Here is a 21,348-nt window from a genome sequence, read left to right on the forward strand (position 1 = left end):
AGCGAGGCTTTGATTGGTATGCACTTATCCAGACATCCGACCAGTTACCCCACCCGCTGGCAAGAGATTGCGGCAAAGCTCGAAGTGGAGCTGCGCACGCACTATCGCTGCGGAGACTACCTGCCTGCCGAGCAGCAGCTTGCCGACCGCTACGAAGTGAATCGTCACACCCTGCGTCGTGCCATCGATCAACTGGTGGAGCGCGGCTGGGTCCAGCGTCGTCAGGGCGTCGGCGTGCTGGTGCTGATGCGTCCGTTTGACTACCCGCTCAATGCCCAGGCGCGTTTTAGCCAGAACCTTCTCGATCAGGGCAGCCACCCCACCAGCGAAAAGCTGCTGTCTGTCCTGCGCCCGGCCTCCCGCCACGTGGCGGACGCGCTGGGGATTCAGGAGGGCGACAACGTCGTTCACCTGCGCACGTTGCGCCGGGTGAACGGCGTGGCGGTCTGTCAGATCGACCACTACTTCGCGGACCTCACCCTCTGGCCCGTTCTGCAACATTTCGCCAGCGGTTCCCTGCATGATTTTCTTCAGGACGCGACGGGTATCGTGCTCAAACGCACCCAGACGCGCATCAGCGCCCGCCGCGCGCAGGCGAAAGAGAGCAAGGTGCTGGAGATCCCCAACATGGCCCCGCTGCTCTGCGTGCGCACCCTCAACCACCGTGACGGCGACGTCAACGCAACGGAATACTCCGTCAGCCTGACCCGCGCCGACATGATTGAATTTACCATGGAGCACTGAATGCACTTCGACACCTCCACTCGTCAGCGCTGGATGCGCGTGCTGGCCCACAGCCAGCCTGCTGCGCTGGCTGCCCGCATGAACGCGCTCGGCCTGACGCCGGATTACGACACGATCCGCGCGCCGGAGATCGGCCTGGTGCAGATCCAGGCACGCATGGGCGGCACCGGCGAGCGCTTCTTCGCCGGCGATGCCACCCTCACCCGCGCGGTGATCCGCCTGAAAAGCGGCACGCTGGGCTACGGCTACGTACTTGGCCGCGACAAAACGCACGCCGAGCGCTGCGCAGCTATCGACGCGCTTTTACAGGAACAGCCGCATTTTCAGACGTTAATGGAAACCCTTATTGCCCCGCTGGAAGCTGACCGCGCCGCACGCCTTGCCGCGCGTCAGGCCGAAGTAAATACCAGCCGGGTCGACTTCTTTACGCTCGTTCGCGGAGACAACGCATGACGCTTCAACCTGCTTTTACCCTGGCCGTCCAGGATGCCCAACAGAGTTTCCGTCGACTGCTGAAAGCCATGAGCGAGCCGGGCGTCATTGTCTCGCTGCACCAGCTCTCCCAGGGCTGGCTGCCGCTGAACCTCGCCTCTACCAGCGTGCTGCTGACGCTGGCGGACAACGACACCCCGGTATGGCTGTCAGGGGCATTGCTGAACGATATCGCCAGCCAGAACCTGCGCTTTCACACCAACGCGCCGCTGGTCGAGCAGCCCCAGCAGGCGGTCTTCGCCGTGGCCGACGAGCAAATCAGCCATGAACAACTTAATGCCCTGAGCGAAGGCAGCGCCGTCGCACCGGAAACCAGCGCTACGCTGATTTTGCAGGTCTCCAGCCTGAGCGGTGGCCGCATGCTACGCCTGACGGGGGCAGGGATCGCCGACGAGCGGATGGTCGCCCCCCAGCTGCCGGAGTGCATCATTCATGAGCTGACCGAGCGCCCGCATCCGTTCCCGCTCGGTATCGACCTGATCCTGACCTGCGGCGAGCGCCTGCTGGCGATCCCGAGAACCACTCACGTGGAGGTGTGCTGATGTACGTTGCCGTCAAAGGGGGCGAGAAGGCGATCGCCGCCGCCCATGCCTTGCAGGAGCACAGACGCCGGGGGGATGACGCCTTACCCGAGCTGAGCGTCGCCCAGATTGAACAGCAGTTAAACCTGGCCGTCGACCGCGTGATGACCGAAGGCGGCATCGCAGACCGCGAGCTGGCGGCGCTGGCGCTGAAACAGGCCAGCGGCGATAACGTGGAAGCCATTTTCCTGCTGCGCGCTTACCGCACTACGCTTGCGAAGCTGGCGGTAAGCGAGCCGGTGAAAACGGCGGAAATGCGTTTAGAGCGCCGTATTTCTGCGGTGTACAAAGATATTCCTGGCGGCCAGCTGCTTGGTCCGACCTACGACTACACCCATCGCCTGCTGGACTTCACTCTACTGGCGAACGGTGAAACACCGCAGCTCAGCGTCTCTGACGCTGAACAAGACGCCTCTCCGCACGTCTTTAGCCTGCTGGCAAACCAGGGGCTGGCGAAGGCGGAAGAAGACACCGGCAGCACACCGGATGACATCACCCGCACGCCGCCGGTCTATCCCTGTTCGCGCTCGTCCCGCCTGCAACAGCTGATGCGCGGCGATGAAGGGTATCTGCTGGCGCTGGCCTACTCCACGCAGCGCGGCTACGGGCGCAACCACCCGTTCGCGGCAGAGATCCGCAGCGGTTATCTCGATGTCGAAATTGTGCCGGAAGAGCTGGGTTTTACGGTGAACATCGGCGAACTGCTGATGACCGAGTGCGAAATGGTCAACGGTTTTGTCGCGCCAGAGAATGAAGATCCGCATTTTACCCGCGGCTACGGGCTGGTGTATGGCCTGAGCGAGCGCAAGGCGATGGCGATGGCGCTGGTTGACCGTGCGCTCCAGGCGCCGGACTACGGCGAGCATATTGCAGGCCCGGCACAGGACGAAGAGTTCGTGCTGGCCCACGCGGATAACGTTGAGGCCGCCGGCTTTGTCTCGCACCTCAAGCTGCCGCACTACGTCGATTTCCAGGCCGAACTGGAACTGCTGAAACGCCTGCAACGGGAGCGCGCCAATGGCTAACTTAAGCGGCTACAACTTTGCCTATCTGGACGAGCAAACTAAACGCATGATCCGCCGCGCCATCCTTAAGGCTGTGGCGATCCCCGGCTACCAGGTGCCGTTCGGCGGCCGCGAAATGCCGATGCCCTACGGCTGGGGCACCGGCGGTATTCAGATCACCGCCAGCGTGATCGGCGAAGCGGACGTGCTGAAGGTCATCGACCAGGGGGCAGACGACACCACCAACGCCGTGTCGATCCGCAACTTCTTTAAGCGCGTAACGGGCGTCAACACCACTGAAAAAACCGAAGACGCGACGCTGATCCAGACCCGTCACCGCATTCCGGAGACCCCGCTGACTGAAGATCAGATTTTGATTTTCCAGGTGCCGATCCCGGAGCCACTGCGTTTTATCGAGCCGCGGGAAACCGAAACCCGCACCATGCACGCCCTGGAAGAGTACGGGATCATGCAGGTCAAACTGTATGAGGACATCGCCCGCTTCGGCCATATCGCCACCACCTACGCCTATCCGGTGAAGGTGAACGGCCGCTACGTGATGGACCCGTCGCCGATCCCGAAATTCGATAACCCGAAGATGGACATGATGCCCGCCCTGCAACTTTTTGGTGCCGGACGGGAAAAACGCATCTACGCCGTACCGCCGTACACCCGTGTGGAGAGCCTGGATTTTGACGATCACCCGTTTACGGTGCAGGAGTGGGACGAGCCGTGCGCCATCTGCGGTTCGAAGCATAGCTATCTGGATGAAGTGGTGCTGGACGACACGGGCAAACGGATGTTTGTCTGCTCCGACACCGATTACTGCCGCCAACAGAGCGAGGCGAACAGCCAATGAAACCGCTGCTTTCGGTTAATAACCTGACTCACCTTTATGCGCCGGGCAAAGGCTTTAGCGACGTGTCGTTTGAGCTGTGGCCGGGCGAAGTGCTGGGCATTGTCGGCGAGTCCGGCTCCGGTAAAACCACCCTGCTGAAGTCCATCTCCGCGCGCCTGACGCCGCAGAATGGCGACATTTTGTATGAGGGCGTGTCGCTGTATGGCATGAGCGAAGCCGAGCGCCGCCGCCTGCTGCGCACCGAGTGGGGCGTGGTGCACCAGCACCCGATGGATGGCCTGCGCCGCCAGGTCTCGGCGGGGGGCAACATCGGCGAACGGCTGATGGCCACCGGCGCGCGCCACTACGGCAACATCCGCGCCACGGCGCAGCACTGGCTGGAAGAGGTTGAAATTCCCGCCTCGCGCATCGACGACCTGCCGACCACCTTCTCCGGCGGCATGCAGCAGCGTTTACAGATTGCCCGCAATCTCGTCACCCATCCGAAGCTGGTGTTTATGGATGAACCGACCGGTGGGCTGGACGTCTCCGTGCAGGCGCGCCTGCTGGATCTGCTGCGCGGCCTGGTGGTGGAGCTGAACCTGGCGGTAGTGATTGTCACCCACGATTTAGGCGTTGCGCGCCTGCTGGCGGACCGCCTGCTGGTGATGAAGCAGGGTCAGGTGGTGGAAAGTGGGCTGACCGATCGGGTGCTCGACGATCCCCATCATCCGTACACCCAACTGCTGGTGTCCTCGGTATTACAGAATTAAGAGGCCAACATGATCCACGTTGAAAATGTCAGTAAAACCTTTGTGCTCCACCAGCAAAACGGTGTCCGCCTGCCGGTACTGCAAAATGCCTCATTAGAGGTCAGCAACGGCGAATGCGTGGTGCTGCATGGCCATTCCGGCAGCGGAAAATCCACCCTGCTGCGCTCCCTGTACGCCAATTATCTGCCGGACGAAGGCCATATCCATATCCGCCATAACAATGAATGGGTTGATCTGGTCCAGGCTCCCGCGCGCAAAGTGCTGGAAGTACGCCGCTCGACGATCGGCTGGGTCAGCCAGTTCCTGCGGGTGATCCCGCGGATCTCCGCCCTGGACGTGGTCATGCAGCCTCTGCTGGATCTCGGCGTGCCGCGCGAAACCTGCGCCGCTAAAGCCGCCAGCCTGCTGACGCGTCTCAACGTACCGGAGCGTCTGTGGCACCTCGCCCCGTCGACCTTTTCCGGCGGCGAGCAGCAGCGCGTCAACATCGCCCGTGGCTTTATCGTCGATTACCCGATTTTACTCCTGGATGAACCCACCGCCTCGCTCGACAGTAAAAACAGCGCAGCGGTGATAGAACTGATCGAACAGGCCAAAGCGCGCGGCGCGGCGATCGTCGGGATCTTCCACGACGACGCCGTACGCCATCGCGTGGCGGACAGACTGCACCCGATGGGGACAAACGTATGATTATCAATAATGTCAGGCTGGTGCTGGAAAATGAGGTCGTGAACGGCTCGGTTGAGGTGCGGGACGGTGTCATCCGCGCCTTTGCCGAAACCCAGAGCCGCTCACCGGACGCGATGGACGGCGAAGGCGGCTGGCTGCTACCGGGGCTGATTGAGCTGCATACCGATAATCTCGATAAATTCTTCACCCCGCGCCCGAAGGTGGACTGGCCTGCGCATTCAGCGATGAGCAGCCACGACGCGCTGATGGTCGCCAGCGGCATCACCACGGTGCTGGACGCGGTGGCGATCGGCGACGTGCGCGACGGCGGCGATCGCCTGGAGAACCTGGAGAAGATGATCAACGCCGTGGAGGAGACGCAAAAGCGCGGCCTCAACCGCGCCGAGCACCGCCTGCACCTGCGCTGCGAGCTGCCGCACCACACCACCCTGCCGCTGTTTGAGAAGCTGGTGGGCCGCGAGCCGGTCTCGCTGGTTTCCCTGATGGATCACTCGCCGGGACAGCGCCAGTTCGCCAACATTGAAAAGTATCGCGAATACTATCAAGGCAAATATTCGCTCAACGACGCGGAGATGGCGCGCTACGAAGAAGAGCAGCTGGCGCTGGCGGCCCAGTGGTCGCAGCCGAATCGCCTCTCCATTGCCGCTATGTGCCGGGACCGTAATATTGCCCTGGCCAGCCATGATGACGCCACGCACGATCACGTGCGCGAATCCCACCAGCTTGGGAGCGTGATCGCCGAATTTCCCACCACGTTCGAGGCGGCAGAAGCATCGCGTAAGCATGGCATGAACGTCCTGATGGGCGCGCCGAACATCGTACGCGGCGGGTCGCACTCCGGCAACGTGGCGGCAAGCAAGCTCGCCTCGCTCGGCCTGCTGGATATCCTCTCCTCTGACTATTACCCCGCCAGCCTGCTGGACGCGGCGTTCCGGGTGGCGGACGACGAGGGCAACAGCTTCACGCTGCCACAGGCGATTCGCCTGGTGACAAAAAACCCGGCCAGCGCGCTCAACCTTCACGATCGCGGTGAGATTGCCGAAGGCAAACGGGCAGACCTGGTGCTGGCGCACCGCAAGGGCGAGCACGTTCATATCGACCACGTCTGGCGTCAGGGAAAAAGGGTGTTCTGATGGGAAGACTCATCTGGTTAATGGGCCCGTCCGGCTCGGGGAAGGACAGCCTGCTGTCGGCGTTACGGCAGCGGGAACATTCACAGCTGCTGGTAGCGCACCGTTACATTACCCGCGCGGCAAACGCCGGGAGTGAAAACCATATCGCCCTGAGCGAGCAGGAGTTTTTTACCCGCGCCGGGCAAAACCTGCTGGCGCTGAGCTGGCACGCGAACGGCTTTTATTACGGCGTCGGCATCGAGATCGACCTCTGGCTGCATGCGGGGTTCGACGTACTGGTCAACGGCTCGCGGGCGCATCTCCCGCAGGCTCGCGCCCGGTACGAAGCGGCGCTGCTCCCGGTCTGTTTGCAGGTTTCCCCGGACGTTCTGCGTAGCCGGCTGCAAAAGCGGGGGCGCGAAAACGCGCGCGAGATCGACCAGCGGCTGGAACGGGCGGCGCGTTACACCCCGTCGGGTTGCCATCTCCTCAATAACGACGGAAGTTTGCTACAGTCAGTCGAGACCTTTCTATCGCTTATTCGCCAGAAGGAGAAACAGCATGCCTGACTGCCAGCTTCGCCCCGCCACCGCCGACGATGCGCCGATCGTTTACGCGCTGATCTGCGAACTTAAGCAGGCCGAGTTCGATCATCAGGCGTTTCACGCCGGGTATCTGGCCAACTTGCGGGATCACAATATGCGCTACCAGCTGGCCGAGCTGGACGGGCAGATCATCGGGATGATCGGCCTGCATATGCAGTTTCACCTGCACCACGCCCGCTGGATCGGCGAGATCCAGGAACTGGTGGTGATGCCGCAGGCGCGCGGATTAAAAGTGGGCAGCCAGCTGCTGGCCTGGGCAGAGGACGTCGCACGGCAGGCAGGCGCCGAGCTGACCGAGCTTTCCACCAGCGTGAAGCGCGTGGACGCGCACCGTTTTTATGTTCGTGAAGGGTATACGCAAAGCCATTTCCGCTTCACCAAACCGCTGTAGAGGGGCGTTATGAGTCTAACGATCACGCTGACAGGAACCGGAGGGGCGCAGCTGGTGCCGGTGTTTGGCTGCGACTGCCCGGCCTGCCGCCGGGCGCGGTTGCAGGAAAATCACCGTCGTCGTTCCTGCAGCGCGGCGGTCAAATTCAATGACGCGGTGACCCTGCTGGATGCGGGCATTCCACACCTGATGGACGACTGGCCGGCTGGCAGCTTCCAGCAGTTTTTACTGACGCATTACCATATGGATCATGTTCAGGGATTGTTTCCCCTGCGCTGGGGCGTGGGCGCGACAATCCCGGTGTACGGTCCGCCTGACGAGGCGGGCTGCGATGATCTGTTCAAACACCCCGGCATTCTCGATTTCAGCCATAGGGTCGAGCCCTTTGTCGTCTTCGAACTTCAGGGTCTGCGTGTCACGCCGCTGCCGCTTAACCACTCAAAGCTGACCTTTGGCTACCTGCTGGAAAGCGCTCACAGCCGCGTGGCGTGGCTGTCCGACACCGCCGGTCTGCCGGAGAAAACGGTCAAGTTCCTGATCAACAACCGGCCACAGGCGATGATCATCGACTGTAGTCATGAACCACGCGCCGAAACGCCGCGCAACCATTGCGATCTCAACACGGTCATCGCCCTGAACAAGGTGATTGGTTGCCCGCAGGTGATCCTGACGCATATCAGCCATCAGTTTGACGTCTGGATGATGGATAACCCGCTACCGGAAGGGTTTGAAGCGGGCTATGACGGGATGGTGCTGGCGCTGGACTAGCTTTCTCTCTCTCCCCGTGGGAGAGCGCCGGAACGGATTTTCTCCCTCTCCCTGTGGGAGAGGGCCGGGGTGAGGGCATCAGGCCGCACGGTATCACCTATCGTAATCATCCTCTAACCGCCGCTCATCTTCCTCTAACTGCCGCCGATCGTCGTCGAGCTGGCGCTGACGTTCATCCAGGCGACGGCGTCTGTCCTCGAGCTGCCTGCGGCGATCGTCATACTGGCGGCTGTCCGTACGGCGACGATCGTCATACCGATCATCATCATCACTACGGCTGCTGCCAGGGTTATAGGCGTCGTTAATCGCCTGCTGAATGTTGCCAATGGCATCATCAATCACATCGGCATGAACCTGGCCGGTCAGCGTCAGCAGGCCAAATAACAGAGCGGTAGAGTAACGTTTCATAAAGCCAGTCTCGCAGCGGTTGAGCTGGCTTTACGGTAATGAACGGCGATAGGTCGGAGTAGTGGAGGAATCTCAATTCTGTTCCGCGCGCGCCATCAGACCTCAGGCATTTCCATTGAGCGAACCACGAAAAAGTTCTGCGAGATACCCGCCCCTTTTTCCACCGTTTGCAGATCGTGCACAAACCACGCATAGATTTCTGGCGGCACAGCGTCGAGGGGAAACGGCTGCGGTTTGCCGAGATTCGCCGCGTGGAAATAGTCGAGAAACCGCTTCGCGCGCCGCAACGCTGAGTCATACACCTCAGGTACAATTTCTCTGCGCCTGTCCGCCGGGTTTTGTTCCATACTGTTTCGCATTTTGATTGCTGCATCCTTCACGTCGTCGAGCCATCCCCAGTGCTGTTGTAACACGCTGAGTTCACTGGCGTACTCTCCGGCTCTGTTTTTCGCCTCCTGCGTAATGCCAGCAAACCCCGCAGATGCCCCAGCAGAGGCCAGCGTATCGCCGCGCTGCTTTTCATATTTCATGCATTCCGTGCGGTACTGATAGTATTGACGGCCCAGCCAGTCGATATAGCTGTCCAGATGACGGTTCTGGTTTGCCGTGTTTACTGACGTAAGCGGCAATGCGCTCTGGTACGCCTTTGCCCACTGAAGAACGGACTGATTTTTGACGTTGTCCTGGACGATGAAATAAGCAGCTACATCCGTATCTGTTTTATCAAGCATCTGAAAATAAGGGAAAGGCACGCCCGCCATGGTCGCCTCACGGTACATTCTGTGCAGCGCCACCCGGCAGAGTTCCGCACTCGGTTTCTGTTCGTCCGGTTTCAGCCCCCCGCCGATATCCTCCGCGCACCCGGGATAGAGTTCTTCCTTATGCGCTGGATTACTGCCGGTGCGGTACAAGCAGCGCCAGACGCGGGTTTCATGGGCGGCAACCAGATGCAGGCTTTTCTTTACCGCTTCTGGCAGTGAGGTATCCTGGTCGATAGATTTATCCCCCAGTAATACGCTGATCCCTTTTACCGGACCGCCGAACGCAGAGATAAAGTAATCCACGCCGTTGTTGTTGCTGGCAGATGTACGCCGCGAGCAGTCAAACAACCCGGTAAAGACAATATCGACCGGTATGCCCTGGTAAGTGTATTTATCGCCCTGTTTCTTACAGATATCTTTCAGCAGACTGTCCAGGAATTTACGTGCCAGGGTAGCGCCGAGATCAAAACCGAACAGTGAAACAGAGATGAGCCTGATGGGAACCGGGCTTTTTTTAATAGCTTCTTTGTAGCCTTCTTGAAACGTTAGCTTTGTGGAGGTGATACGGGTATCGACGCCTGTTACCAGCATATCGGCTACCGTAGGATTATCACGCAGCCAGGGCGTTGATTCGATACTAACTTTTTTAACAGCATTTTTAGCCGTATCAAAGGCCAGGTTTTTCCATTCCGTCGGGTTAAGAAGTTTCTTTCCCTGATTTTTTAAAACCTCGTACCAGTTGTCGCCTTTTATAAAATCCATACCCGCTTCTTTGGCCATTTCACCGGGCTGGCCTGTTATATCATCCGTTATGCTGCCCAGACCGCTGTCCATGATGGTATGAAGTTTTTCGGCGATAGTTTCCCTAAAAGGGGTCCCTAATCCTGAAATATAAAATGCATCATAACTTTCTCGAGGAGTGTTTTGCTGTATGCTTGGGAATGCTCTATACAAGCGAGCAATATTGCTGAGGCGATGTTCTGGTGTATCCTTTTCTATATTGCGATGAATCCCATCAAAAAAGAAGCCCACATGCCATATCCGTGAACAGTTACCTAAATCAGCATCTTCCGCCTGCTGGGCCCGGTTTGCCGCGGCGATGAGACTTTCGATATCCATATGTTATTTTCCTTTTTTTAATTCTGTAGTTTGGTCATTAATATCGTGAGAGTCCGGATGATTAAATCCAGTGCTCCACCATAACCGGACAGTTTCTTCAGGCAGGAAATAAACATGGAGATAGTTTTCGCCCCACTGGCGTGCAGGCATAGTCATTACCGTGCGGCGTGTTTCTAATCTCATACCTTTAAGATATTGCTCATGCGTGATATCCAGCGTCCAGATAATTTCTGCTTTATCCCCGCTGATGCTGCCGCAGCAGGTAGCCCCACCGCCGCCATAAGCAAATGCATTCGCACCTGCCACGCCGTTTACGCTAAACTCTAAAATGGGCCTGTCAATTTCGTTGTGAATAATCAGCGTCACTGGCCCTGACGGCGGCCCCCAGATAGCAGCCCACACCGACCAGCCAAGGTAAATCACCACCGGCAATAGCAACACACCCCAGAGCCATTTTCCCCAGCGGGCATAACCCCGGTTCACCGCACCGTCAACTTTATCGAACGTTTTAAAAAATCCCATTTTAATCCCTTAAAATCAGTGCATATTCTGCCGACGTTTTTGCTCCACCCGGGCTGCAATATCGTCAGCCGTGGGACTGTTAAAACCTGTGCTCCACCATAAATAGACTTTGTCACCCGGCAGGAAATAGGTATGGAGATAGTTTTCGCCCCACTCACGTTTTGGCAAAAGAGTTGTTAGCTTGCGAGTCTCTTTACGAAGCCCTGCATTGTATTGGGCTCTTGTGGTACTGAGCGTCCAGATAATTTCTGCCTTATCCCCGCTGATGCTTCCGCAGCAAGTTGATTTACCAGGACCGGTCCCGTACGGATTGCTTTTATCACGCGCGAACGCATTCCCCCCTGCCATGCCATTCACGCTAAACTCTAAAATGGGCCTGTCGAGTTCGCTGTGAATAATCAGCGTCACTGGCCCTGACGGCGGCCCCCAGACAGCCGCCCATACCGACCAGCCAAGATAAATCACCACCGGCAGTAACAATGCCCCCCAGAGCCCTTTTCCCCAGCGGGCATAACCCCGGTTAACCGCACCGTCTATTTTCTTATACGTCCTGAAGAATCCCATTCTGTATTTTCATCCCTGAGATTGCGCATGTTTGAATAACACATATTCCAGCGATACTTTTCCCTGAACCACTTTTTCGAGTGCAGCCTGAATATCATCTGACTCCAGGTTCTTTTTTCCGCCATTAAGATGATAAAGAGCATAAAGTTTTTGCTCTGTACCCGCTTTCATTTTCGCCTCTCTGGCCTTATTCAGTGCTTTTATAACCATGTCACGTTGAGCACAGGCGGGAAAATGCTGGCTGGATGGCATTTTCTGCCACGCGGCTAACACTACGGAGACAACAGGTTTATCCGTGATGTGTTGCCATTCTTCATGATTTAGCCGTATGGCACTGTCTCTGGCATTGATTGCTGTTGAAGCGGGAATGTGCATCTGCTGCCATTCGTTTTCACCAGGTGCCCACCACTGAGAAATCTCCCTGAATAATAGGCTATGCCACTCACGTTCGTTCAGGCCCGCCAGCAGACGAATGACATCATGCATATAAAAACGCACTAAAGTCGCTGCTCCTTCCGGAGAAATCATTGTGCAGGCCGCAGAAAGCTGAACGGCTAACGCCCCTGCGGATCGTGAAGAGGCGATAACAGCAGTTAACCCCGGCGTTGAGGTAATACGGGCCGTTAACTCCTCTTTATCCCTTATTGCAAACAACCAGGGACCATAATCTCTGGCTTCGGTAAGTTGTGGATGAAGATACAACGAATACATAACTGCTGCGTTTTCGTTATAAAAAGCCTGAAAAGATTCTGTTGTTTGCGCCCCACCTTCCAGTAACAGAAATAAATGTGCGTTTTTCGATTCCGGTAACGCCTGGATCATATTTGTGGCATTCATTTTCTACGCTCCCTGGACAATAGCGTCATTGGCTTTGATGGCATTGAGGAGGCACTCGATGCAAATTGTTCCGTTAAGCGGTAGATACTGACCGGGAAGCAATGGAATAGGTAATGGCATGGTGGCCGGGGCCGCCGCCATTGTTCTCTTTGTTCTCCGCAGGTACGTCGCTGTCGTACCGTACTCAATCTTCCCGGCCTCAAGCCGCAGGTAGCTCCCGCCGCCAATCAGCGTGATGCGCTTTTTCCCGGCAAACGAGATGTCACTTGCTGAGCTCAGCGTCAGCTTTCTCTCCGCAAACAACCGCATGTTCGCATTTTGCGCCTGGACATCGATTGGCCCTTCGCCGGATTTCAGGCTCAGTTGACCGGTGCGGGCAAAGAGCCCCAGTTTCTCCCCGGTAAGCAGGGTCGCATTGCCCATTGCTCCGGCGCTGATATCGCCCCCGGCGTTAATGGCAACGTTTTTTGTGGCTGCCATTTGCAGGTGCTCACCGCTGGTCAGCGCCATCCCTGCCGGGGCCGAGAACAGCACGGCTTCATTGAGCGGTTTCAGCCGCTGCTCAAACATCTGTATCTGGCTGTCGATATCCGCCTTCAGCGCCTGCGCCTGCTCTGCCGCCATCTCCAGCTGCTGAAGCTGTTTCAGGCAGACGTCGATTTCCCTGAGTGCCGTGCTCATGTCCAGCACCCCGCCTGCGGCCTTCTGCTGCCCGTCCGCAGTGACAAACAGCCCCTTTGCGACGCGAATGACGCCGTGTTCATCGGTCCGGAGTTCAAATCCTTTGCCCCGGGGCTGCTCCTGCGCGTCCACCAGATGCCCGCTGTTCAGCTGCGTTTTGCCGTATTCCGTGGCGAGTTTGACATGCTCCTCCCCGCGCTTATCCTCCATCCGCAGCTTGTTGTTCGCCGGAGTGCGCAGCACGTTGCGGGTGTGGTTGTCGCGGGTCACGGGGTCGGGGTGTCTGGAGTCGTGCAGGGCGTGAGAGATATACGGCAGGTCAATATCACCGTTGCTGTATGCTATCGCCACTTCGGTCCCGTCGGTGAGCGGCGTGTGCCAGCCCAGCGTGTCACCGGCATACGGTTTCGCCATCCGCAGCCACAGGTAGCTGTAACCGGCTTCCGTCCCCTCCCGGTCGAAGTCGAGCTTCACCCGGTAGCGGCCCTGCTCGTCAAGGTGAGCGTAAATATCATTTTTCTCCCGGCTCTCGACCCGGGCCGGAAGCGTGCCGTGGATTTCCGGACGCGGGATGTCCGCAGGGCGGAAACAGTACCGTTCGGTGTAAGGCATGCCCCACACCGACACGTGCAGGCGGGAATCACGGGCCCCCCGGAAGGTCACAAGCGTGAGGACAACACCCTCTTTCAGGGCATCAATGACATCGCCCTGCGGCTCCAGCACCTGCCCGGGCGTGAGGTGGGCAGCATTGCTGAACAGGTGAATGCGGGCTGATTTGATGAGTTCCCGCTCGTGGTGGATGCGGGCATAAAAGGCCCCGGATTCGGTTTCCGGCTCCGGGCTGGTGTCATTACCCGCCTCACGGTAAGGCGCGGCGTAGCGGTAATGCTCCCCGGTGGTGACCCCATCATGACGCACGCTGACCGTCGCATCCATCGGCGTGGTGGCTGTCCGGTAGTTGTAATCCCGTGTGGCGACGGTGCCGGTGACTACCCTGTGCCAGGTCCGCACATCCCAGACCGATTCTGCCGCACCGTCGAACAGCCCCGATGGCTCACGGTAAGGCAGGCGCACATCAAACCGGTAGTTAAGCTGGCTGTCGGCAAATATGTACGTATCCAGACCGCGCACGTCGTCCATCTCCGTGCGCCAGTAAATCCCCACCTCTGACAGAATGCGCTGGATAAACTGTAAATCCGTCTCCCGCCACTGGGTGATAAGTTCACGCGCCGGATAGCTGCGCTCCAGACGAAACTCAAAGTCCGGCCCATCCAGCCCGTGTCTGCGCAGCACCTGTTCCACCACCTCCGGCACGGACTGGTTCTGGAAAATGCGGCACTGGCGGGTGCGGCTGAGCAGCGCCAGACGGGAGCTCAGCTCCACCTGGTAATGCGACTGGTCGGCAGTGGTGGAAAGCCACTCCAGACGGGTGATGATGCCGTGCACTGCCTTCCCGCTGCGCATGCGCAGGGTGGCGTACTTCATCAGTACCTCTTCGGGGGTGAGGTTATCCTGCGGTGTGGTGAAGTCGATGGTCCATCGGAAGGGCTCGCTGAGCGCCTCGCGGCCCTTAAAACGCAGCACGTCGGGCGTGACGCGGGAGTCCGTAATGTCCAGGGTGTAACGGGTCTGTCCGTCGAAGAGCGCCAGCCAGTTATCCATAACAAAGACCTTGTTTAAAATGAGGTTAAGCGAGGATGGTTACATGGCGAAACAGCACTGTAAATAGCTGAAACAGGTGTTAAATTCTGAAAAGAATGGGCAATCTCAAATTACCATCACCTTCCGCAGCGCCTGCGCCAGCTGTGCGCGGGTGAACGGTTTTCGCAGTAACTGAACGTCCGGCAGCTGTGGGTTATGCGCCGGGCGCAAATCCTGCCCGCTGATCAGCAGCACCGGCAACTGCGGATAGTGGCTGCGTACATGGCCGATCACCTCCGCACCGCTCAGGCCGCCCGGCAGCATCAGGTCGCTGATAAACATGCCGATATCCGGTGATGCGTCCAGCATGTTCAGCGCCTGCTCGCCGTTTTCGGCTTCGAGCGTCAGGTAGCCAAGCTGGTGCAGTTGCTCACACAGGGTCTGCCGCACGCCCGCCTCATCTTCCAGGACCAGCACAAGCAGCTCACTTTCTGTCGGGGCCGTGGTCGCCAGCGCGGCATCATTGGAGAACGCGGGCAGCGTCGAGCGCGGCAGCTGGAGCCGCACGGTGGTTCCCTGCCCCGGCGCGCTTTCGATCTCAACGCGCCCCCCGGACTGACGCACAAAGCCGTACACCATCGACAGCCCTAATCCGCTGCCGCTGCCGGTCTGTTTGGTGGTGAAGAACGGTTCAAAGACCTGCGATTTCACCTCCTGCGACATCCCACAGCCGTGGTCAATCACCTCCAGCGCGACCATATCCTGCCTGCGCCCGTCGCTGCGGGTCACACGCTGGTTCCAGGTGCGGATTTTAATCACACCGTTTTGCCCCTCCATTGCATCACGGGCGTTCATCACCAGGTTGATAATGGCGTTTTCCAGCTGGCTGACGTCAATCCATGCGGGCCAGGCCGGGGTTTGCGCTTCAATATCCAGCGTCAGCGTGGCGGGAAGGGAGTGCCGCATCAGCTCGCTCAGGTTCTCCAGCAGCGGCTTCATCTCTACCGCATGGGGTTGCAGGGATTGCTTGCGCGAGAAGGCCAGCAGACGCTGGGTGAGCATGGCCCCGCGTTCCGCGGCTTTGAGCGCACGAGTGATGCGCGGCGCGTCCGGTGACGCTGAATCGGTCAGCTCCAGACTGCCGATAATCACCGCCAGCAGGTTATTAAAATCATGCGCCAGACCGCCCGTCAGTTGCCCGACCGCCTTCATTTTCTGGCTGTGCAGCAGCGCCTCCTCCAGCCCCTGACGTTCGATGCGGTCGACCTCCATCTGCGAGGTCTTCTCCTTAAGCAGCCGCGTGGTGTGCTCCAGCGAAGCGGTATTGCGTGCAAAAACGTTAAACGCGCGCGCCAGTTCCCCCAGCTCATCACGCCGCTGTAGTGCGGGCACCGACACATTCTGCTCTCCGTGAGCGAGACGCGACATTGCCCTTGAGATAGCCGTCAGGTTGGAGCCCAGATTGCGATAAATATACCAGCAGGCGCAGCCGGTGATGATCAGCGCCAGCACCGCGAAAACGCTGATAAACACGCTGATGGAGCGCAGCTCCTGGTGACTTTGGGCGGTACGCAGCCGGGAGGCCTGCGCCACCTGTTCAACGTACTGATTGATGTCGCGGTTTAATATCGCTACCAGCGCCTTGATGTGGAACATGTACCAGCTGATGGACAGATCGCTCTCTTCCAGCTGCTTCGACAGTGGCGCGAGCTTGCGCAGCTCATCATTAAAATCCGGGAGCACCAGGTTGACCACCGGTTGCAGGGCGCTCGCGGGTAACATCGCGGTTACTGCATCCAGCTGCTGCACCGTGGCGCGCGGTGAAGGGGTATCAATGGCGGCAACGATCAGCCTGTCCATCTCTGCAAGCTGCCGGGCGTCTGGCACATTGCTCGCGTAACGACGGTTGATATCCTGCAAATGACGCAGGTAGCTTTGGCTTTGATACAGCGCGCTGAGCAGCGCGTTACGCTCCAGATGCCGTTTTTGCCCGCGCTCCAGCATTCCCGTCACGCTCTGCTGTAACTCATTGCTCCTGCGAATAATACGCGTCACCAGCGCCGGCTCCTGCTGCGCCAGCGGCGCATCGGCAAGCTGCTCCAGCGAGTGGCGCAGCGCCATTTGCGTCTGTTTAAGCCGCTCAGCTTCGCCTTTGTACTCCAGCGCACCGACCACCTGCGACAGCCGCACCGCCGCCGTTGCCACATTGGCCGTGTCGCGCGCGAGGTTCATGCTGCCGGTCATGTCATCCAGCGTTTGCTGCTGCACCTGCTCCTGGATCTGGCTGGCATGACGAAAGCCGAGCACCGCCACGCCGCTGACCATCAGCGTTACCGCCACCACCAGCAGGTTAAATATCAGCAGGCGACCGCGGGCGCTGGTGAAGAACGGGGGGCGTGATGGCATGGGTTTGGGCTCCTCTGCGGTTTGGTGCCCTCACCCTGGCCCTCTTCCCACAGGGAGAGGGAAAAGGAAAATGTGATGGCGATTAGCTATTCATAACTATGACAAATATGAACAGCTTCTGACATTTTGCATTTACGCGCCTGTGATGAAGTGCAGATATCGACATTCACAGGAGATCCGCCATGAGCAGAACCCCGGTTTTAGAGATGCGCCACATTGCCAAAACCTTTGGCAATTTCCACGCGCTCAAGGGCGTGGATTTGACGGTTTTCCCCGGTGAGATCCACGCGCTGATGGGGGAAAACGGCGCCGGAAAGAGCACGCTGATGAAGATCCTCGCAGGCGCCTATACCGCCAGCAGCGGCGACATCCTCATCGACGGTCAGCCGTTTCACATCAAAGGGCCGAAGGATGCGCTGGCCGCAGGCATTACCCTGATTTATCAGGAGATGCAGCTTGCTCCTAACCTGACCGTGGCGGAAAACATTTTTCTCGGTAGCGAGCTGTCGCGCGGCGGGCTGGTCCAGCGCAAAGAGATGGCTGCCCAGGCCCAGGCGGTCATTGACCGTCTGGGCGCGCAGTTCAGCGCCACCGACCTGGTCATGAAACTGACCATCGCCGAGCAACAGCAGGTGGAGATCGCCCGCGCGCTGCACCGCAACAGCCGCATTCTGGTGATGGACGAACCTACCGCCGCCCTCTCCTCACGCGAAACCCACCGTCTGTTCGAACTGATTTTGCGCCTGCGCGATGAAGGGATGGCGATTATCTACATCAGCCACCGCATGGCGGAAGTGTATGAACTCTCTGACCGCGTCAGCGTGCTACGCGACGGGCAATACGTCGGCAGCCTGACGCGCGACAAGCTCAACGCCTCCGAGCTGGTGCGCATGATGGTGGGTCGTCCGTTAAGCGACCTGTTCAACAAAGAGCGCGATATTCCGCTCGGCAGCCCGCGTCTGAACGTGCATCACCTCACGGATGGCAAAAAAGTGCAGCCGTGCAGTTTGCAGGTTCGCTCCGGTGAAATCGTCGGGCTGGCAGGGCTGGTCGGCGCCGGGCGTTCTGAGCTGGCGCAGCTGATCTTCGGCGTGCGCAAAGCCACCGGCGGCATGATCGAGGTTGACGGCGAACCGGTGGTGATCCACTCCCCGCGCGCGGCCATTGAGAACGGCATCGGTTTTCTCACCGAGAACCGCAAGGAGCAGGGGCTATTTCTGGAGCTGGCGGCGCAGGAGAACATCACCATGGCGACGCTGGAGCGCGACGCCACCTTCGGCTGGCTAAACCGCAAAAAAGCGCAGTCTATTTCCGATGACGCCATCGCCCTGCTCAATATCCGCGTGCCGCATTCTCAGGTGCGCGCAGGCGGGCTCTCCGGCGGCAACCAGCAAAAACTGCTGATCTCCCGCTGGGTGGCGATAGGCCCGCGCATTCTGATTCTGGACGAACCCACGCGCGGCGTGGACGTCGGGGCAAAAAGCGAGATCTACCGCATCATGAACCAGATGGCGCGCAAAGGGGTGGCGATCCTGATGATCTCCAGCGAGCTGCCGGAAGTAGTAGGAATGAGCGACCGGGTGTACGTGATGCGGGAAGGCAGCATTGCGGGTGAACTGCACGGGCGCGACATCTCTCAGGAAAACATCATGACGCTGGCAACCGGCGTGAACGACACACATCATCAGGCGGTGTAATTATGACAACTCCAACCCATCCGCAGCAGGTGGCGAAATCCGCCTCTGCCAAAAAAATGCTGATGAGCGATCTGATGCAAACGATCGGAATTTTGCCGATTTTAATCCTGATTGTGGCGGTATTTGGCTTTATCGCCCCGAACTTTTTCACCGAGAGCAACCTGCTGAATATTACCCGGCAGGCGTCGATCAACATCGTGCTGGCGGCGGGGATGACCTTCATCATCCTGACCGGCGGGATTGACCTCTCCGTGGGCTCGATTCTGGGTACTACGGCGGTAGCGGCGATGGTGGTCTCGCTTATCCCTGAATTTGCGATGCTCTCCATTCCGGCGGCGCTAATGCTCGGTATGGTACTGGGGCTGTTCAACGGCGCGCTGGTGGCCTTCGCCGGACTTCCGCCATTTATCGTCACGCTCGGCACCTACACGGCGCTGCGCGGCGCGGCCTACCTGCTGGCGGACGGCACGACGGTCATTAACTCCAACATCAACTTCGAGTGGATCGGCAATAACTACCTCGGCCCGATCCCCTGGCTGGTTGTGATCGCCCTGGCGGTGATTGTGGTGTGCTGGTTTATTCTGCGTCGCACAACCCTCGGCGTTCACATCTATGCGGTCGGCGGCAATATGCAGGCGGCGCGCTTAACGGGCATTAAGGTCTGGCTGGTGCTGCTGTTTGTCTACGGCATGAGCGGCCTGCTCTCCGGTCTCGGCGGCGTCATGAGCGCTTCACGTCTCTACAGCGCCAATGGCAACCTCGGCACGGGGTATGAGCTGGATGCAATTGCGGCGGTGATCCTCGGCGGCACCAGCTTCGTCGGCGGGATCGGCACGATCACCGGCACGCTGGTCGGTGCCTTGATCATCGCCACCCTCAACAACGGCATGACGCTGATGGGCGTCTCCTACTTCTGGCAGCTGGTGATCAAAGGGGCGGTGATCATCATTGCGGTGCTGATCGACAAATACCGTACCCGACACCATCAAAGTGCATAACAACAATACCCTACGTGAGGAATACAGCATGAGATTGAAGCCCTTAGTGACCGCGCTCTGTGCTGGCGCGCTGCTGGCCGCAACCCCGTTTGCGCAGGCAAAAGATCTGAAATCCATCGGCGTGACGGTGGGCGACCTGGCTAACCCGTTCTTCGTGCAGATCACCAAAGGTGCCGAGCTGGAAGCGCGCAAGCTGGCGGGGGACAACGTCAAGGTGACGCTGGTCTCCAGCGGGTACGATCTGGGCCAGCAGGTGTCGCAGATTGATAACTTCATTGCGGCGAAAGTGGACATGATCATCCTCAACGCCGCGGATTCCAAAGGGATCGGCCCGGCGGTAAAACGCGCCAAAGAGGCGGGGATCGTGGTCGTGGCGGTTGACGTGGCGGCGGAAGGGGCCGATGCGACCATCACCTCCGATAACACCCAGGCGGGTGAGATGGCCTGTAAGTACATTACCGACCGCCTGAAAGGTAAAGGCAACGTGGTGATCATCAACGGGCCGCCGGTTTCTGCGGTACAAAACCGCGTGGAGGGCTGCCAGACCGAGTTCAGGCGCCACCCGGATATCAAAGTGCTCTCGGATAACCAGAACGCCAAAGGCAGCCGTGAAGGCGGGCTGGAGGTCATGACCTCCCTGCTGGCGGCTAATCCGAAGATCGACGGCGTATTCGCGATTAACGATCCTACCGCGATCGGCGCCGATCTGGCCGCGAAGCAGGCGCAGCGCAACGAGTTCTTTATCGTTGGTGTGGATGGCAGCCCGGACGGTGAAGAAGCCCTGAAGCGCGAAAACTCCCTGTTTGTGGCGACGCCAGCGCAGGATCCGCAGGTGATGGCGGCGAAGGCGGTGGAGATCGGCTATGACATTCTTCAGGGCAAACCTGCGCCGAAAGAGCCTGTGCTGATCCCGGTGACGATGATCGATAAAAAGAACGTCGGCACGTATAAGGGGTGGACGGTTAAATGATCCTTTTCCCTCTCCCACCGGGAGAGGGAACTGTTTTCAAGGAGTCCCCATGAAACGCTCCGACATCAATGAAATCCTCGGCCATACGCGGCAGTTCTTCTCCATGCACGACGTGCATCTCCCGCCTTTTGCCAGCTTTCCGCCGACAAAATGGCAGCAGCTTGACCAGGCCGCATGGCAGGAGGTGTTTGACCTCAGGCTCGGCTGGGACGTGACGGCATTTGGTGGCAACAACTTCGCTGCACAGGGGTTAACGCTGTTCACCCTGCGCAACGGCTCCCCCAACGGCGTGCCCTATGAAAAGTGCTATGCCGAAAAAATCATGCACGTCCGCGACGGCCAGGTGACGCCGATGCATTTTCACTGGCGCAAGCGGGAGGACATCATTAACCGCGGCGGCGGGAATCTGATTATTGAGTTATGGAATGCGGGCGCGCATGAAGAGACCGAAAACACCGACGTGACCGTTACCGTCGACGGCTGTCGGCAGACGCACGCGCCCGGCAGCCAGCTGCGCCTCACACCAGGGGAGAGCATCTGCCTGACGCCCGGCCTGTACCACAGTTTCTGGGGTGAACGCGGCTTTGGCGACGTGCTGGTGGGCGAAGTGTCGTCGGTCAATGACGATGAACACGACAACCACTTTTTACAGCCCATTGACCGCTACAACACCATTGAAGAAGACGAACCGGCGGTGCTGGTGCTGTGCAACGAGTACAACCTGTTTCGGATATAAGGAGTGAATG

The 21,348-nt window shown here is 58.9% G+C and carries 22 protein-coding genes; 15 read left to right on the forward strand and 7 right to left on the reverse strand.

Annotation, left to right across the window (positions count from 1 at the left end; all coding sequences use genetic code 11):
- The first annotated feature begins 18 nt into the window (after positions 1–18).
- The 11 genes from phnF to phnP are packed head-to-tail and all read left to right on the forward strand — an operon-like array spanning position 19 to position 7,998.
- Positions 19–744 (forward strand): phosphonate metabolism transcriptional regulator PhnF, encoded by a 726-nt coding sequence (phnF, locus tag DD597_RS22120; RefSeq protein ID WP_003860215.1) that lies wholly within the window; start codon positions 19–21, stop codon positions 742–744.
- Positions 745–1,197: a phosphonate C-P lyase system protein PhnG gene (gene phnG, locus DD597_RS22125; protein ID WP_003860217.1), complete on the forward strand. Its 453-nt coding sequence runs from the start codon at positions 745–747 to the stop codon at positions 1,195–1,197.
- Positions 1,194–1,778 (forward strand): phosphonate C-P lyase system protein PhnH, encoded by a 585-nt coding sequence (gene phnH / locus DD597_RS22130; RefSeq protein ID WP_003860219.1) that lies wholly within the window; start codon positions 1,194–1,196, stop codon positions 1,776–1,778. Before phnG ends, phnH begins: the two co-directional genes overlap by 4 nt.
- Positions 1,778–2,842, forward strand: coding sequence for a carbon-phosphorus lyase complex subunit PhnI (locus DD597_RS22135; protein ID WP_129256589.1), 1,065 nt, complete (start codon positions 1,778–1,780; stop codon positions 2,840–2,842). The genes phnH and DD597_RS22135 overlap by 1 nt, the downstream gene beginning before the upstream one ends.
- Entirely contained in the window at positions 2,835–3,680 is an 846-nt protein-coding gene (gene phnJ / locus DD597_RS22140; protein ID WP_006810438.1) for an alpha-D-ribose 1-methylphosphonate 5-phosphate C-P-lyase PhnJ, read from the forward strand. The genes DD597_RS22135 and phnJ overlap by 8 nt, the downstream gene beginning before the upstream one ends.
- Entirely contained in the window at positions 3,677–4,432 is a 756-nt protein-coding gene (gene phnK / locus DD597_RS22145) for a phosphonate C-P lyase system protein PhnK (protein ID WP_003860225.1), read from the forward strand. The genes phnJ and phnK overlap by 4 nt, the downstream gene beginning before the upstream one ends.
- Positions 4,433–4,441: 9 nt before the next feature.
- On the forward strand, positions 4,442–5,122 hold the full coding sequence (phnL, locus tag DD597_RS22150; RefSeq protein WP_003860227.1) for a phosphonate C-P lyase system protein PhnL: 681 nt from the start codon (positions 4,442–4,444) through the stop codon (positions 5,120–5,122).
- Entirely contained in the window at positions 5,119–6,255 is a 1,137-nt protein-coding gene (gene phnM, locus DD597_RS22155; protein WP_058652444.1) for an alpha-D-ribose 1-methylphosphonate 5-triphosphate diphosphatase, read from the forward strand. The genes phnL and phnM overlap by 4 nt, the downstream gene beginning before the upstream one ends.
- Positions 6,252–6,803, forward strand: a complete 552-nt coding sequence (gene phnN / locus DD597_RS22160; protein ID WP_114078760.1) for a ribose 1,5-bisphosphokinase — start codon at positions 6,252–6,254, stop codon at positions 6,801–6,803. The genes phnM and phnN overlap by 4 nt, the downstream gene beginning before the upstream one ends.
- On the forward strand, positions 6,796–7,230 hold the full coding sequence (phnO, locus tag DD597_RS22165) for an aminoalkylphosphonate N-acetyltransferase (RefSeq protein WP_045331392.1): 435 nt from the start codon (positions 6,796–6,798) through the stop codon (positions 7,228–7,230). The genes phnN and phnO overlap by 8 nt, the downstream gene beginning before the upstream one ends.
- Positions 7,231–7,239: 9 nt before the next feature.
- Positions 7,240–7,998: a phosphonate metabolism protein PhnP gene (gene phnP / locus DD597_RS22170; protein ID WP_063944863.1), complete on the forward strand. Its 759-nt coding sequence runs from the start codon at positions 7,240–7,242 to the stop codon at positions 7,996–7,998.
- Positions 7,999–8,091: 93 nt separating this feature from the next.
- Here the strand turns inward: phnP and yjdP are convergent, their stop codons facing one another.
- The 7 genes from yjdP to DD597_RS22205 all read right to left on the reverse strand — a co-directional run bounded on the left by yjdP (position 8,092) and on the right by DD597_RS22205 (position 16,937).
- Positions 8,092–8,406, reverse strand: a complete 315-nt coding sequence (gene yjdP / locus DD597_RS22175; protein ID WP_063944864.1) for a DDRRRQL repeat protein YjdP — start codon at positions 8,404–8,406, stop codon at positions 8,092–8,094.
- A gap of 95 nt (positions 8,407–8,501) precedes the next feature.
- Positions 8,502–10,286, reverse strand: coding sequence for a DUF2235 domain-containing protein (locus DD597_RS22180; RefSeq protein WP_063944865.1), 1,785 nt, complete (start codon positions 10,284–10,286; stop codon positions 8,502–8,504).
- Positions 10,287–10,289: 3 nt separating this feature from the next.
- On the reverse strand, positions 10,290–10,808 hold the full coding sequence (locus DD597_RS22185; RefSeq protein ID WP_021242928.1) for a DUF3304 domain-containing protein: 519 nt from the start codon (positions 10,806–10,808) through the stop codon (positions 10,290–10,292).
- Positions 10,809–10,823: 15 nt separating this feature from the next.
- The gene (locus DD597_RS22190; protein WP_063944866.1) at positions 10,824–11,372 is read right to left on the reverse strand and encodes a hypothetical protein; all 549 of its coding nucleotides are present in this window, start codon (positions 11,370–11,372) and stop codon (positions 10,824–10,826) included.
- A 9-nt stretch (positions 11,373–11,381) separates the two neighbouring features.
- Positions 11,382–12,209, reverse strand: a complete 828-nt coding sequence (locus DD597_RS22195) for a DUF4123 domain-containing protein (RefSeq protein ID WP_063944867.1) — start codon at positions 12,207–12,209, stop codon at positions 11,382–11,384.
- Between the two features lie 3 nt (positions 12,210–12,212).
- Positions 12,213–14,552: a type VI secretion system Vgr family protein gene (locus DD597_RS22200; RefSeq protein ID WP_129256590.1), complete on the reverse strand. Its 2,340-nt coding sequence runs from the start codon at positions 14,550–14,552 to the stop codon at positions 12,213–12,215.
- 105 nt (positions 14,553–14,657) lie between these two features.
- Positions 14,658–16,937: a hybrid sensor histidine kinase/response regulator gene (locus DD597_RS22205; RefSeq protein WP_058659671.1), complete on the reverse strand. Its 2,280-nt coding sequence runs from the start codon at positions 16,935–16,937 to the stop codon at positions 14,658–14,660.
- Between the two features lie 182 nt (positions 16,938–17,119).
- Between DD597_RS22205 and DD597_RS22210 the strand changes: the two genes are divergently transcribed.
- From DD597_RS22210 to DD597_RS22225, 4 genes are read left to right on the forward strand one after another with little or no spacing between them, the layout of a single operon-like run.
- Positions 17,120–18,634 carry a sugar ABC transporter ATP-binding protein gene (locus DD597_RS22210; RefSeq protein WP_003860238.1) on the forward strand — a complete coding sequence of 505 codons (1,515 nt, stop codon included), beginning with the start codon at positions 17,120–17,122 and terminating at the stop codon, positions 18,632–18,634.
- 2 nt (positions 18,635–18,636) lie between these two features.
- Positions 18,637–19,632, forward strand: a complete 996-nt coding sequence (locus DD597_RS22215) for a ribose ABC transporter permease (protein ID WP_003860239.1) — start codon at positions 18,637–18,639, stop codon at positions 19,630–19,632.
- A gap of 28 nt (positions 19,633–19,660) precedes the next feature.
- Positions 19,661–20,602 carry an ABC transporter substrate-binding protein gene (locus DD597_RS22220; protein ID WP_003860240.1) on the forward strand — a complete coding sequence of 314 codons (942 nt, stop codon included), beginning with the start codon at positions 19,661–19,663 and terminating at the stop codon, positions 20,600–20,602.
- A 49-nt stretch (positions 20,603–20,651) separates the two neighbouring features.
- On the forward strand, positions 20,652–21,338 hold the full coding sequence (locus DD597_RS22225) for a D-lyxose/D-mannose family sugar isomerase (RefSeq protein ID WP_050871348.1): 687 nt from the start codon (positions 20,652–20,654) through the stop codon (positions 21,336–21,338).
- Positions 21,339–21,348: the final 10 nt, after the last annotated feature.

It is taken from the genome of Enterobacter cloacae complex sp. 677-3DZ2D5B (assembly GCF_004136695.1).
GTDB lineage: Bacteria > Pseudomonadota > Gammaproteobacteria > Enterobacterales > Enterobacteriaceae > Enterobacter > Enterobacter hormaechei_C.